This is a genomic window from Alsobacter sp. (genome assembly GCF_059501845.1).
This window is the reverse complement of sequence record NZ_JCACDK010000011.1, coordinates 522,053-536,078: the sequence shown is the minus strand read 5'-3', so window position 1 is coordinate 536,078 and position 14,026 is coordinate 522,053. Positions and strand designations below refer to the sequence as shown.

Sequence of the window (14,026 nt, the reverse complement as noted above, 5' to 3'; positions counted from 1 at the left end):
GGTCGTTTCCGTCGCGGCACTCGTGTTTCCGGAGTGTTTTGCGCCGGTTGCGGCCAGCTCAGCCGGAAACACGCAGCTCGTCGAGAAAATGAGCGACCGTCATCTCGAGTTCGCGGGCCATCTCGGCCAGCCCACCGGAGGCATGGGTCACGTCCCGAGCCGCGCCCTCCGCATCACGCGACTGGCTTGCCATCCGTTCGATCCGGTCGAGCACGTCGCGCGAGGCGTCGGCGGCCTCGTGCACGCCGCGCAGCATGGTGCCGAGCGCTACCGACTGGTCGGCCATGCGCTCCTGCACCCGCCGCGCGGTCGCGTCGATCTCGCCGACCGTCGCGCCGATATGGTCGAGCGCGTCGACGGCGCTTGCTGCGGCGGTCTGGATGCCGGAGATCTGCGCGCCGATCTCCTCCGCGGCCCGGGCCGTCTGCGTCGCAAGCACCTTCACCTCGCCCGCGACCACCGCGAAGCCGCGACCGGCCTCCCCGGCGCGCGCGGCCTCGATGGTCGCGTTCAACGCGAGGAGGTTCGTCTGGCTCGCGACCTGGGCGATCAGCCCGGTCGCCCTGTCGATGCGAGCCGCCGTCTCGACGAGCCCCCGGATGATGGCGTCGGTCTCCGCAGCTTCGCGCGCGGCGCGGGCCGCGATCTCCATCGATTTCGAGACATGGCTCGCCGTGTCCTGCAGCAGGCCGGAGAGGGCGCCCGCGGTGGACGAGACCGTTTCCACGAGATCCGCCGTGCCACGCGTCGCCGCGTGCGATGCGAGTGCTTCCTGCGAGGTCCCGTTGGCCGCCGAGGACATCGTCAGGGCCGCGCTCCGCAGCGTCGATGCGGAGTGGCTGACCTTGCCGACGAGGCCGAGCACGTTCTGCTCGAAGGTGAGGGCGAGGAAGCTGATGAAGCGGTGCCGGTCCTCGGCCGCGTCGAGCCCGGCCGCGGCAGCCTGGCGCTCTGATGCGAGACGCGACTGCGTGGCCGTGTTGCAGTCGTCGAGAATGCCGGCGAGCCGGCGTGCCGGGCCGAAGGGGCCGGCGGCTGGTATGGCCGCCACCTCCTCGCCCGCCGCGACCGATGCGGCAGTCGCGACGAGAGCCTCCAGCGGCCACGTGACGAAAAGGGCGTGCCCACCGAGCAGGACGGCGAGTGTCGCGAGGGTTGCCGCGGCATAGGCAGCAACGACTGGGTCGATCACGGGCATGCCTGCGACGACGGTGGCCAGCGCGCCGGCCAGGATCGCCATCGTCAGTTCCGTTCTCCAGGTCCGCATTCGTCGCGCCTCACATCGCCGCCTCCTACACCCGAATGGTTAAGGAACCGGACTTGCTGGCCAATTCAGCGTGGAGACCAGGTCTCGAACAGGCCCGTATAGGCCTTTGCCCGCGGCGAGGCGTAGCCGCCCGACTTGGAGGTCTGCAGCCCGAGGGCGGCGAGGCCCTCCGCCAGCTTCACGGCGGCGGCAACGCCATCCACCACGGGAATCTCGTGCCGGCGGCTGAGGTGACCGGCCAGGTCCGCCATGCCGGCGCAGCCGAGCACGATGGCCTCCGCGCCGTCCTCCACCTTGGCTTTCTCGATCTCCTGGCCGATCCGTCCCGCGGCATCGGAACCGGGATCGTCGAGTTCGAGCACGGGCACTTCGCTTGCCCGCACCCGGGCGCAACGGCGGTCGAGCCCGTATTTCAGCAGATTGGTCTCGATGGCCGGGATCGAGCGGGACAGGGTGGTGACGACGCCGAAGCGGTGGGCGAGCAGGCTCGCCATGTGGAAGGCGGCCTCGCCTATGCCGATGACCGGAGCTTTCGCCGCGCACCGCGCCGCCTCCAGCCCCGTGTCGTCGAAGCAGGCGATGATGTGCGCCGCGGCTCCCGCGGCCTCGCCCGCGGCAATTTCGACGAGCAGGCCGGGAACGGAGAACGCCTCGTCGAAATAGCCCTCGATCGAGACCGGCCCCATCGCCGGGTTCACGGCGCGGATCTCGGTTCCGCCGGCCGCCACGGCGCGCGCAGCGGCGCCGATCTTCGCCGTCATCGAAGCGGTGGTGTTGGGATTGACGACGTTGATCAGCATCACACCAGGCCCTGTCCGGCATCCGAGCCGAAGCGGGCCTGACGCGCCCGGAGGTAGAGGATGGCGCCGAGCGCCACACCGATGACGATGAAGGACACGGCGGTCGTGGCGGTGCCGAGCGCGTAGATCTCGGGCGTGGTGACGGTGGTCGTGAGAGCCTGCAGCTCCAGGGGCAGCGTATTCTTTTCCCCGACGGACTGCGATGTCCGCGCGATCTCGTCCCACGACAGCGTGAAGCCGAACAGCCCAACTCCCACCAGCGAGGGCAGGATGATGGGCAGGACGACGTAGCGGAACGTCTGCCAGGGCGTAGCGCCGAGGTCTCGCGCTGCTTCCTCGAGCCGCGTGTCGAAGCGGTTGAAGATGGCGAACATGATGAGGAGGCCGAAGGGAAGCGTCCAGGTCAGGTGCGCCCCGAGCGCCGAGGTGAAGAGCCCCATGGCGGTGGAGTAGCCCTCGGCCCAGCTGTCGGGCAGGATCGCCTTGATGTTGTCGTCGAACAGCCGGAACTCCAGCGCGATACCCAGCGAGGTGACGATGGAGGGCACGATCAGGCTCGCCACCGTGACGTAGAAGAGCAGGTTCATGCCGGGGAACTTCTTGCGGTAGGCAAGGCCGGCCAGCACGGAGAAGACGACCGTCACCGTCATGACGACGAGGCCGAGCTTCAGGGAGCGCACGAAGGCCGACTTGATGTCGACGATGCCTCCGCCGGCCCAGAGCTTCCCGAACCAGTGCAGGGATACGCCGTTGAGCGGGAAGGTAAGGCCTCCCTCCGGTCCCTGGAAGGACAGGATCACGATGGTGATCATCGGTCCGTAAAGGAAGATGACGTAGGCGGCGAAGAAGGCGGCCAGCCACCAGAAGCCCTTGGAGCGTCCGTCGCGCATCGCTCAGAGCTCCTTGCGCACGTCGACCACGCGGTTCATCGCCGTGATGATCAGCAGCACGACCGCCAGCAGGATGACGGCGTTGGCGGCGGCCGGCGGGAATTGAAGTGCGTTGAGGCGGGTCTCGACGATCTTCCCGGCGGAGGCGATCTGCTGGCCGCCCATGACGCCGACCGTGACGAAGTCCCCCATGACGATGGTGATGACGAAGATCGACCCGATGACGATGCCCGGCTTCGTAAGCGGAATGATGACGTTCCACAGCGTCTGCCAGCCCGTCGCGCCGCAGTCATAGGCGGCTTCGACCAACCTTTTGTCGATGCGCGCCATCGAGTTGAAGATCGGCACCACCATGAAGAAGGTGAACAGGTGCACGAAGGCGAGGATGACGGCGAAATCCGAATAGAGGAGCCACTCCACCGGCTGGTCGACGAGGCCGGACCCCACGAGGATCTGGTTGACGAGCCCGTTGCGCCCCAGCAGCGGGATCCAGGAGATCATCCGGATGACGTTCGACGTCCAGAACGGGATGGTGCAGATCACGGCGAGCGTCATCTGCAAGGTGACCGACTGCACGTGGAAGGCCAGAAAGTAGGCGATGGTGAAGCCGATCACGAGGGTCAGCAGCCAGACGATGAAGCAGAACTTCACCGTCGAGACATAGGTCTTCAGGATGGTGCAGAGCTCGGGCAGCTGGTCGTAGCAGCCCTCGAACGTCTCGACATAGCTGCGCAGCGTGAAGCCCGGCAGCATCGCGTAGTCATTGTAGTCGAAGAAGCTGACCAGCGTGACGAAGGCGAGCGGGATCACGAAGAACAGGGCGAAGACCACCGCGAATGGCGCAGCCTGGGCCCAGCCGGGCAGGGAGCGTGGTTCGGATGTCTTCAAGGGTGCTGCCTCTTCCTGAGGTTCCTGTGAGTGTCGTCATCCCGGACGGGCGAAGCCCGATCCGGGATTCAACACCGGTCGTGGTCCTGGATCCCGGCTCTCCGCTGCGCTCCGTCCGGGATGACAAAGAAAGCCGCCTCAACCCTCCCCCGCGTGCGGGGGAGAGCAGGGTGGGGATTATCGAGCCCTCGCCATCAGGCGGCGATGAACTCGTTCCACTTGCGGACCATGTAGTCGTTCTCGTCCATGACCGCGTTCCAGCAGGCGACGTTGCCCATGCGGTCGTCATAGGACCCGCCGTCGCGGACGGCGCCGGCCTTTTCGAGAATGGAGCCGTCGGGACCCTTGATGTCGTTCTTTGCCGCCTTGCCTTCCATCCAGAAGCCCCACTCGTCCTCGGACATGAACTTCTTGGCGGTGGGGAGCACGGCCGAGTAGTAGCCCTGACGGTTGAGGTAGCCGCCGGCCCAACCCGACAGGAACCAGTTGACGAACTCGTAGGCGAGTTCCTGCTTCTTGGCGTCGATGCCCTTCGACACGCAGAAGCCGGAGGCCCAGGAGCGATAGCCTTCCTTGAGCGGCTGGAAGACGCAGGGGATGCCCTTGGAGCGGACGGCCGTGACGGCCGGCGACCACATGGACTGGATCACCGTCTCGCCGGAGGCCATCAGGTTCACAGACTCGTTGAAGTCCTTCCAGAAAGCGCGGAACTGGCCGGACTTTTTAGCCTCGATCAGGACCTTCGTGGTCAGGTCGATCTCGGCCTTCGTCATGTTGCCCTTGTCGGCATATTTGTGCAGGCCAGACGCCTCCACGACCATGGCGGCATCCATGATGCCGATGGACGGGATGTTGAGGATCGAGGCCTTGCCCTTGAACTCGGGGTTCAGCAGTTCCTTCCAGCTCTCGATCGGACGCTTGATCAGGTCGGGGCGGATGCCGAGCGTGTCGGCGTTGTAGACGGTCGGGATCAGGGTGACCCACTCCGTCACGCCCTTGGCGAAGTTCGTCGAGTTCTTGCCCTCGAGGAACATCACCTTCTTCGGCGCGGTGCCCTGGTCGCCGATCTTCTTGCCGTTGGGCAGCTCGCCCTTCGTGAAGATCGGGGTGATGTTGTCGAATTCCTTGATCTTCTTGGCATCGAGCGCAAGGATGTTCTTCGACGGGATCAGCTTCTTGAGGCTGAAGTACTCGGTGTCGAGGATGTCGAACGAGTTCGGCTGCGTGATGACGCGCTTGGTCACGTCGTCGGTGGTGGCGGAGATGTACTCCAGCGTGATGCCGGTATCTTCCTTGAGCTTCTTGTTGATGTCGTCGGACTGGTTTACTGCCGTGCCAAGGTAGCGCAGGACCTTTGCCTCCTGCGACCACACCGCGGGGAAGCCCGTGATGGCGCCCGAGCCCGCGGCGGCGCCGGCGAGCGCGCCGGCTCCCTTCAGCACCGATCGGCGGGACAGCCCCTTCGTGTCGGATTTCCGTGTCATGACCCCTCTCCCTCTTCTCCGGCCACTCATGCGCCGGGCTGCAATCTGTGAATGTCGGCTTCGCTCCAGCTCACGGCGACGAGGTCGCCGGGGGCGAGTGGCTGCGCGTCATAGGCGTCCTCGCCGAGATGCGCGGTGATCTCCCGGTCTCCGGTGTCGAGGCCGAGCTGGATGTAGGTGCCCTGGTACTCGACCGTCCGGACGCGCGCGGGCATCGGGCCGTCGCCGGGACCGGCGATCGGCGTCAGGACGAGACGGTCGGCTCGCACGGCGACGGGACCGTCGGGCAGCTGGAAGACGTTGTGCCCGCCGATGAAGCGCGCCACGAAGGCGGTCGCGGGGGCGTTGAAGACAGCGCGCGGGCTGCCGGCCTGCTCGATCTTCCCGTGGTTCATCACCACGATGACATCGGCGAGCGCCATCGCCTCGTCCTGCCCGTGCGTGACATGGACGAAGGTGATGCCGAGCTCCTTCTGCAGGCGCTTCAGCTCCGACCGCATCTTGACGCGCAGGAACGGATCGAGCGCGGAGAGCGGCTCGTCCAGGAGCAGGATCTGCGGCTCGGTGATGAGCGCGCGGGCGAGCGCGACGCGCTGTTGCTGCCCGCCCGAGAGCTGCGCCGGCAGCCGCTCCGCATAGGGCGTCATGGCGACGAGCTCGAGCACCTGCATGGCCCTGGCGCGGCGGGCCTCCTTGTCTACGCCGCGCATCTTCAGCGAGAAGGCGACGTTCTCGACGCAGGAGAGATGCGGAAAGAGCGCGTAGCTCTGGAACATCATGGCAGTGCCGCGCCGGGCGGGCGGCAGGTCGGTCACGTTGGTGCCGCCCAGCACGATGTCGCCCTCGGTGACGCTTTCGTGGCCGGCGATCATCCGCAGGGTGGAAGTCTTGCCGCAGCCGGACGGGCCGAGCAGGCAGCAATAGGTTCCAGCCTTCACCCTGAGATCGATGCGGTCGACGGCCACCGTCGTCCCGTAGCGCTTAGTCACGCTGGCCAGTTCGAGTTCAGAGCCCTTCACGCGCCACTCCTGTGCACGGGGCATGCAATACAAGGCGCGTGCCAGCAGCCTCGGGACCCGTGACTTGCCGTCCAGGGCGGCGGGATTCCAGAGTGTTGCGTCAGGTGGAGGGGTTTTCGGGATAAGGCAGAGCGGAGTTCGGCGAGCGGAGAGCTGCCTAGAAAACAGTCAATTGGATACAATGCTGCCTCAGGATTGTATACCAAATCAGCAGCCCAGTTCGAGCTGTTTCGTGGCATGCTGAGCGTTGCGAGGGACCATGGATCGGGACGAGCATTTTGCGGTGAGCGGCGGGTCGGCCGGGCCGGGAGCAGCCCCGGATCGGGCCGGCAGCATCGTCAGGGTGGTGACGGCGGCGATCATCGAGCAACGCCTTCCTCCCGGGATGAAGCTGTCGGAGGAGGATCTGGCCGCTGTGTTCGGCGTCAGCCGCACCATCGTGCGCGCCGCGCTGCGCAGCCTCGCCAAGGACCGGGTCGTCGTGCTCCTGCCCAACCGGGGAGCCTTCGTCGCCTCGCCCGGCATCAACGAGGCGCGGCAGGTGTTCGAGGCGCGGCGTGTCGTGGAGGCGGCGCTGATCCGCGAGGCGGCCGCCCGGGCGACGCCCGCCGACATCGCGGCAGCCGCCCGCCATCTTGCCGAGGAGGGCAGGGCGCTCGCCGCGGGAGACCGGCCGGCAGCGATCCGCCTCTCCGGCGATTTCCACCTGCTGCTTGCCTCACTCGCACGGCAGGACGTGCTTTTCGACTTCCTGCGCGAGCTCGTGTCGCGGACGGCGCTGGTGATCGCGCTCTACGGCACGACCAGGGCGTCGTCATGCGGCACGAACGAGCATGCGGATCTGCTGGCCGCGGTGGAGCGCCGCGAGGGCGACAGGGCGGCTGAGCTGATGCTGCATCACCTCAGCCACGTCGAGGCGGACCTCGATCTCGCTCCCAAGGCCGCCAGGCCGGCCGACCTGTCCAGCCTGCGCCAGGCGTTGTCGTCCAGCTGAGCGTCGCGCCCCGGCTCAGGGGCAGGGCCGCACGGCGCCGCTGTGCGAGCGGTAGGTGCGCGTGCCGGGATCGTACGACCGGAACGCGGCCGCGCACGCCTCGGGCGTCGCGGGGGGCCAGCGGCGCCCGCCGGACGCCGTCGAACCCGTCGTCGCCGGCGCGGGCTGGACGGAAGACTGCATCTCACTTTGTACGGGATCGCCGAACGCGGGAGCCGCTTCCGGGCCCGAACCGTCCTGACCGCCATCGGGGGACACCGCGGCGGTGCTGCCGACGTCTGCGGGCGGACGAGGGAACTCGCCGGTTGCCGCCGGGGCCGCTTCGGCCTCCGGCTGCGAGCCGGGCACGATGACCTGCGGCAGCTCGGACGGCGCAGCCCCGACACCTGTCGCATCCGCCGGGAGACGGCGGGCGGGGCGCTGCTGCGCGGCAGGCTCGGCGGCAGGCGGCGGGATACGGGCGAGGAGCTCGGCCGGACGGGGTGGCGGCAGGGGCACGCTGGCTGGGCGCGGGAAGGCTTCCGCCTCGTCGACCGCGGTCGCCGGGCCCTGCGGCACAGATGCCGTCTGGAACGGTGCGGGCACTTCCGGCGGAGGCGGCACGACGACGGCCTGCGGCTCGCGGGGCGCGGGTGCAGGCTCGCTCGGCCTCGCGGCGTCGGCGATGACGACCGGCGCCTCGGGCGGCAGCGGCACAACGACGGCGACGTCCGGCGAGACCGGGGCCGCCGGGGCAGGGGAGGCGGGCGGAACGGGAGACGCTGGAACCGCCGCCAGCGCCGTCGCCGCAGCTTCTCCGGCCGGGGCGTTGCCGTCAGCGACGGCGGCGGGCGGCTGCTCCGGCCGGGGTGGCTCGGCGACGGCGGACGCGCCCGGCCCGGGGCTGGCCGCAGGCTCGGCGGGGCCGCTGCCGGTGGAGGCTGCTTGGCCGGACGTCTCGGGGGCGTCGTCGGCGGGAGTGTCGACGCCGGGGGTGTGCAGCGTTCCCGCCAGCGTTTCCGAGGGCGAGACGGGCTCGGTGCCTGGAACGGGAGGCGCCGCTTCCGCCGTCCGGGCCGCTGGCGCATCCCCGGCATCCGGGGCCGGGGACGGTGCAGGAACGGGTACCGCCTCCGCGGTTGCCGTGGGTTGTTCAGCGGCTGCGACCGGCGCGGGAGCCGCAGGCTCCGGGGCCTGCGCCACTACCGCAGGTGATTCGCTCTCCGGACTGGCCGGGACGACCGCCGGCGGCGCCGCCTCCGCAACCGCAGGGGGCGGCGTCTCCGGGCATTCCTGCGTCACGGTCTCCAGGCCGATGCCGGTGCCGCCGGCGGCCGACCAGGACAGGGTGAGCTGCACGCCGGGAGCCAGGGCCCACTGTGCTTCGGTCAGCTCGAAGCTGTTGCGCCTGCCGATGTCCAGCCGGAATTGCGGCATGGCCGCGGTCGACCGGGTCGCGCTTTCAACGGCAGCGCGGTCGAGAAAACCCTTGATGTCGCCTGGAATCCGGTCGGAGTAGCCCGACAGATGGCCGTGGCAGAAGGTCAGCACCGGAACGCTAGCCGGCTGGACGACGAAGACCTCCGTCGCGCTGCTCGCGGCCACTCCGGAGACGCGCTCCAGCGAGCCGCGCTTGGCCGAAAGTGCAGCCCCGACCTCGTCGATCGTCGCGCCGGCGGTGAATTCGCGGTAGGTCCAGGCCGACGCGGGCGCCGCGGTGGCGAGGAGGGCGATGGCGCAGAGGGAGGTTCGAAACATGCATCCGGCTCTTCGGTTCGCCGGACGTTAACCATAACCGGACATAGGTTGGAAATGTTAACTCAACCTGCTTGCAATTTTCCTGGGGGTGTGAGCTTGCGGGCAACACCGCTGTGAATCGGCTCGTTTTCGCCTGATCTTACTGGCAGGGCCGCGCCTGACCCCGAGGCTGTATCACCAATTCTCCCCGTTCGCCGTAGCTTTGCCCAAAGTCTTTCCAAAAAGTTAACACACCAGTTTGGCTAATTCGAAAGGGGATCGGTGCGGTTGCCGTCTCCACGAGAGGGTGGGCAATCCCTCCCGGCGCCGCTACATGGACGATCACGCGTTTCCGGCTTTCCTGACCATGACCTCACCCGCCGTTTCCCCCTGGCGCTTCAGCGTCGCGCCCATGATGGACTGGACTGACCGCCGCTGCAGGATGCTGCATCGGGGCTTGTCCCGTCGCGCGCTGCTTTACACCGAGATGGTCACCACCGGCGCCGTCATCCATGGCGACCGCGAGCGGCTGATCGGCTTCTCGCCGGCCGAGCAGCCGGTCGCAGTCCAGCTCGGCGGCAGCGAGCCGGCCGACCTCGCGCGCTCCGCCCGCATCTGCGAGGAGTTCGGCTATGCCGAGATCAACCTCAATGTCGGCTGCCCGTCAGACAGGGTGCAGGACGGGCGCTTCGGCGCCTGCCTGATGCGTGAGCCCGGGCGGGTGGGGGACAGCATCGCCGCGATGAAGGCCGCCGTCTCCGTGCCCGTGACGGTGAAGTGCCGCATCGGCGTCGACGACCAGGATCCCGAATTGGCGCTGGACGAGCTGGCGGACGCCGTGGTCGCCGCCGGGGCAGATGCGCTGATCGTTCATGCCCGCAAGGCCTGGCTGCAGGGCCTCTCGCCGAAGGAGAACCGCGACGTTCCTCCCCTCGACTACGAGCGGGTGTACCGCCTGAAGCAGCGCCTGCCGCACGTCCCCGTCGCCATCAATGGCGGCATCCGCACGCTGGCGGAGGCGAGGGAGCACCTGCGCCATGTCGACGGCGTGATGCTGGGCCGCGTCGCCTACCAGGAGCCCGAGCTGCTGCTGGGCGTCGATCCCGGGCTCTTCGGCGAGGCCGCCCCCGCCGCCGATGCGTTCGAGGCGCTGCAGCGGCTGGAGCCCGTCATCGCCGCCTCCCTGGCCGAGGGCGCGCGCCTGCACGGCTGGACCCGCCACATGATGGGCCTCTTCGCCGGCCGCCCCGGCGCCCGAGCCTTCCGCCGGCATTTGGCGACCGAGGCTGTCAAGCCGGGAGCCGGGCTGGAGGTGCTGCGGGAGGCGGTGGCGATGGTGGGGCGGGAGAGGGTGGGCGAGGCGGCGTGAAGGGGCATCGCGTTTGTAAAACTCACCGCAGGGATCCCGGGCAATATTGACATAAGAAATTATTCCTATACTATGCCCGGCGTTTTCAAGCTGGGTTTTTCAAATGCGATTTTCACATCATCGGGACGCCGATCCCGATCTCCGCATTCTCGTTGCCATCCGGGCGGAACTGGATGCGACTCAACAGTGGGTCCGCGCCGTCCGGCGTCTTCTTCTTTACCGAAAGTTCCGCCCGGACCAGCTCCGGGTGCCTGCGGGCGATCCAGATGGCGGACAGTGGACGGACGAGGGCCGAGGGTCCTCCGGGTCCGCGATCATCCGCCGGATCAACTCCGACGGCGATCCGCCCGGTAGCCCGCCCGACCGATCTGATGCCCGAACGAGGCGACAGCGCGAGCTCTCGCAAGAGGTTCGCAGACGGCTGTCTCTCGATATCCCGTTAGATGGTCTGTTCGCCCTGCTTGAGGCGGCGCAGTGGAGTGTACGTTGGCTCTATGAGATTCGGGCCGACGCTGATGAGCCGAAAGACCTGGAGCAACTTCTTGACGACGCCTCCCGGCCGCGACTGGGCTACCAACTCCATCATATCGTCGAACGATCCTCGGCGTATGCGGACGGGTTTGGAGCCGATCGCGTCGAGGGTGCCGATAACATTGTCAGGATCCCGACGCTGAAACACTATGAAATCAATGGGTTTTATTCGAAGTCAGATCGAGACTACGGTAACAAATCTCCAAGAGAGTACTTACGTGGAAAGTCGTGGGATCTGCGTGTAGAATTTGGATTGAACGCTCTTCGTAAATTTGGAGTCCTCAAATGACGAGTCCTCACAGAAACAGAATCGATGAATTGGTATTGCAATACGAGGCGATTGGCGTCGCCATGTATGACGAGTCTTTGAATGATACGTCGTCGAAATACAATAAGCTTTTCAAAAAATATACGTTGATCGTCGAAGCGCTCGATGCCTTCGGCCCGGATGCTCGGAGGCGGCTCATGCCTTTCCTCTCTCACCCGAACCTGCAGTTGCGAATGAACGCGGCCTATGATGTCGAACGCATCGACCCGCAGGGTTCTTTGGCTGTGTTCCGCGAGGTCGCTGCTTCGGGACAGCGGCCCCAGTCAGTGAGCGCGGGCTTCGCCCTGGAGCGGCGCGACCCGACCTACAAAGGATGAATTCTAAGGTGCATTACCCTCAGGAACGCCTCCCATTTTTCGTGAGGAGAGCGGTGCATATGTAATGTTAGCGGCTGTTCCGATGCGGGTTTCGCCAAAACTCGACATTCGATTTGACCGTGAGGACCTCAAGGTAGAACAGATCGACTTCAACAAAGCCACTCAGCCGAGGCACAAAGTGCGTTTCTGGATTTGTGACAAAGGAGGCCGAAATAGGCTGGAAGATCTTCGGCGCCACATCGTCAGCGTGGCTCTGGGCGCTGATTTATGAGCTTGTCGTTCGACACAGCGGAAGAACTGTTGATAGAATACGAGAAAATCGGCGTCGCGATGTACGACGAATCACTCAACGACTTTTCCATAAGGTACAACAAGCTCTTCAAGACATGGAGGCAGACGGTCGAAGCTCTGGACGCGTTTGGCGCCGAGGCACGGATGCACCTCAAGCCCTTTCTCACGCATCCCGACCTGCAGCTGCGAATGAACGCGGCCTATGATGTCGAAGACATCGACCCGCAGGCGTCTCTTGCCGTCTTCCGTGAGATTGCCGCATCGGGGAAGCTTCCGCAGGCGGCCAATGCGAAGCTCGCGCTCTCACGCCGGGACCCGACCTACAAAGGCTGATCATCTCCCACCCCCCGTCCTTGCCCCCTCGACCGTTTTCCCGCATGGAGCGTTGCCTTACCGGCCGGGGATGACGCAGTCCCGCGGCCGGACCCGCATCCAGAGCCTTCCCCCATGTTTCATGACGCCGCCTATGGCGAACTCGCCCTTCTCGCCATGGGCCTGCTGGCCGCCGGCGCGGTGACCGGGCTGCTGGCGGGGGTGTTCGGGGTGGGGGGCGGGGCCGTCATCGTGCCCGTGCTCTACGAGCTCTTCCGGTTGCAGGGGATCCCGGAGGAGGTGCGCATGCCGCTGGCGGTGGGCACCTCGCTCGCCGTCATCATTCCCACCTCCATCCGCTCCTTCACGGCGCACAAGCGCAAGGGGGCGGTGGACCTCTCCATCCTGCGGGCCTGGGCGGTTCCCGTCGTCGTCGGCGTCATCGCCGGCAGCCTCGTGGCGCGCTATGCGCCGCCCTCGCTGTTCAAGGGCGTGTTCGTCGTGGTGGCCGGTTTCAGCGCGCTGCGCCTGCTCTTCGGGCGCGACAGCTGGAAGCTCGGCTCGGACGTGCCGGGCGGTTTCGTGACGCAGGCCTATGGCTTCGTCATCGGCGTGCTGTCCTCGCTGATGGGCATCGGCGGCGGGCAACTCTCCAACCTGTTCATGACCTTCTACGGCCGGCCCATCCACCAGGCGGTGGCGACCTCCTCGGGGCTGGGCGTGCTCATCTCCATCCCCGGCGCGCTGGGCTACATCTATGCCGGCTGGCCGAAGATGGCGGACTGGCTGAATGTCGGGCCCACGGCCGTGCTGCCGCCGCTGTCGCTGGGCTACATATCCCTGATCGGCGTGGCGCTGGTGGTGCCGACCAGCGTCTTTACCGCGCCAATCGGGGCCAATCTCGCGCACCGCCTCTCGAAGCGGCGGCTGGAGGTGGCGTTCGGCATCTTCCTGCTGCTCGTTTCCGCCCGCTTCCTGTTCCAGCTGCTCGGAGTCTAGCCGGAGGCGAGGACCAGCAGCACCGCGATTTCGCAGGCGACCTGCGTCGCGCCGGCGACGTCGCCGGTCTGCCCGCCCAGCATGCGGCGCGACCATGCGGTCATGGCGAGCGCGAGGGCGCCGCAGAGCACGATGGCCCATGCGCCACGCCCCGGGCCCGCCCATCCCGCCGTGAGCGCCAGCACCAGTGCGGCGGCGAGGCCGATGCAGATCGCCATGGCCGTGCCGCCTGGGCGGCCAACACTTGCGGAGCGTCCGCCCGGCCGCGCCGAGGGCAGCAGCCAGAGCGGCACGGCCATCCCCGCCCGCGAGGCCGCTGAAGCGGCAAGGAGGGCCGCGCAGGCGGCGGAGGGACCGGCCTTCTCCAGCAGGGCTGCAAGAAGCGCCACGCGGACCAGCAGCGCCAGCGCCAGCGCCGCCGCGCCGAAGGCGCCGATGCGGCTGTCCGCCATGATGGCGAGCCGCCGCTCGAGAGAGCCCGGCGCGCCGAAGCCGTCGGCCGTATCGGCGAGGCCGTCCTCGTGCAGGCCGCCCGTGGTGGCGATCAGCACCGCGATGGCGAGAGCGGCCGCTGCCAAAGGTGGAACGGCGAACCATGCTCCCAGTGCCAGCGCCGCCACGGCGGGAAGCGCGATCACCAGCCCGGCGACGGGCAGCACGCGGGGGAGGCTGGCGAAGTCCGGCGCGGCGTGCGGATCGCGCTCCCCCGGGAGCACCGGGACCGGCAGGCGCGAGAAAAAGCGCAGCGCCCGCGCGAGGTCGTCGGCATGCCGCGCCGGGGGCGCGGGGTCGGTCGGGTCTCGGTGGGCGTCGGACATAAG

At 67.4% G+C, this 14,026-nt stretch carries 14 protein-coding genes; 6 read left to right on the top strand and 8 right to left on the bottom strand.

Going from position 1 to position 14,026, the window contains the following annotated elements; all coding sequences use genetic code 11:
* Positions 1-58: 58 nt before the first annotated feature.
* From AC5JCN_RS10025 to AC5JCN_RS10000, 6 genes are all read right to left on the bottom strand, one after another.
* On the bottom strand, positions 59-1,240 hold the full coding sequence (locus AC5JCN_RS10025) for a methyl-accepting chemotaxis protein (protein ID WP_495754884.1): 1,182 nt from the start codon (positions 1,238-1,240) through the stop codon (positions 59-61).
* A 92-nt stretch (positions 1,241-1,332) separates the two neighbouring features.
* On the bottom strand, positions 1,333-2,067 hold the full coding sequence (locus AC5JCN_RS10020) for an aspartate/glutamate racemase family protein (RefSeq protein ID WP_495754883.1): 735 nt from the start codon (positions 2,065-2,067) through the stop codon (positions 1,333-1,335).
* Complete coding sequence (locus AC5JCN_RS10015; protein WP_495754882.1) at positions 2,067-2,957, bottom strand: ABC transporter permease; 891 nt, start codon at positions 2,955-2,957, stop codon at positions 2,067-2,069. Before AC5JCN_RS10015 ends, AC5JCN_RS10020 begins: the two co-directional genes overlap by 1 nt.
* 3 nt (positions 2,958-2,960) lie before the next feature.
* Positions 2,961-3,845 (bottom strand): ABC transporter permease, encoded by an 885-nt coding sequence (locus tag AC5JCN_RS10010; RefSeq protein WP_495754881.1) that lies wholly within the window; start codon positions 3,843-3,845, stop codon positions 2,961-2,963.
* Between the two features lie 194 nt (positions 3,846-4,039).
* A complete protein-coding gene (locus AC5JCN_RS10005; protein ID WP_495754880.1) occupies positions 4,040-5,329 on the bottom strand; it encodes an ABC transporter substrate-binding protein in 1,290 nt (429 codons plus the stop codon).
* A gap of 26 nt (positions 5,330-5,355) precedes the next feature.
* Positions 5,356-6,372: an ABC transporter ATP-binding protein gene (locus AC5JCN_RS10000; protein WP_495754879.1), complete on the bottom strand. Its 1,017-nt coding sequence runs from the start codon at positions 6,370-6,372 to the stop codon at positions 5,356-5,358.
* 235 nt (positions 6,373-6,607) lie between these two features.
* Here AC5JCN_RS10000 and AC5JCN_RS09995 point away from each other — a divergent pair, with 235 nt between their 5' ends.
* A complete protein-coding gene (locus AC5JCN_RS09995) occupies positions 6,608-7,342 on the top strand; it encodes a GntR family transcriptional regulator (protein WP_495754878.1) in 735 nt (244 codons plus the stop codon).
* 15 nt (positions 7,343-7,357) lie between these two features.
* Here AC5JCN_RS09995 and AC5JCN_RS09990 read toward each other — a convergent pair whose 3' ends face one another.
* Positions 7,358-9,079 carry a BA14K family protein gene (locus tag AC5JCN_RS09990; RefSeq protein WP_495754877.1) on the bottom strand — a complete coding sequence of 574 codons (1,722 nt, stop codon included), beginning with the start codon at positions 9,077-9,079 and terminating at the stop codon, positions 7,358-7,360.
* A gap of 346 nt (positions 9,080-9,425) precedes the next feature.
* Between AC5JCN_RS09990 and dusA the strand changes: the two genes are divergently transcribed.
* The 5 genes from dusA to AC5JCN_RS09965 all read left to right on the top strand — a co-directional run bounded on the left by dusA (position 9,426) and on the right by AC5JCN_RS09965 (position 13,205).
* Entirely contained in the window at positions 9,426-10,427 is a 1,002-nt protein-coding gene (dusA, locus tag AC5JCN_RS09985) for a tRNA dihydrouridine(20/20a) synthase DusA (protein WP_495754964.1), read from the top strand.
* A 103-nt stretch (positions 10,428-10,530) separates the two neighbouring features.
* Positions 10,531-11,247 carry a hypothetical protein gene (locus tag AC5JCN_RS09980; protein ID WP_495754876.1) on the top strand — a complete coding sequence of 239 codons (717 nt, stop codon included), beginning with the start codon at positions 10,531-10,533 and terminating at the stop codon, positions 11,245-11,247.
* Entirely contained in the window at positions 11,244-11,603 is a 360-nt protein-coding gene (locus AC5JCN_RS09975; protein WP_495754875.1) for a DUF2019 domain-containing protein, read from the top strand. The genes AC5JCN_RS09980 and AC5JCN_RS09975 overlap by 4 nt, the downstream gene beginning before the upstream one ends.
* 267 nt (positions 11,604-11,870) lie before the next feature.
* Positions 11,871-12,227 (top strand): DUF2019 domain-containing protein, encoded by a 357-nt coding sequence (locus AC5JCN_RS09970; protein WP_495754874.1) that lies wholly within the window; start codon positions 11,871-11,873, stop codon positions 12,225-12,227.
* A gap of 114 nt (positions 12,228-12,341) precedes the next feature.
* Positions 12,342-13,205, top strand: a complete 864-nt coding sequence (locus tag AC5JCN_RS09965) for a sulfite exporter TauE/SafE family protein (protein ID WP_495754873.1) — start codon at positions 12,342-12,344, stop codon at positions 13,203-13,205.
* On the opposite strand, the gene cobS is transcribed toward AC5JCN_RS09965, so the two are convergent.
* Positions 13,202-14,023, bottom strand: a complete 822-nt coding sequence (gene cobS / locus AC5JCN_RS09960) for an adenosylcobinamide-GDP ribazoletransferase (protein WP_495754872.1) — start codon at positions 14,021-14,023, stop codon at positions 13,202-13,204. The two genes, AC5JCN_RS09965 and cobS, sit on opposite strands and share 4 nt — an antisense overlap.
* Positions 14,024-14,026 lie beyond the last annotated feature (3 nt).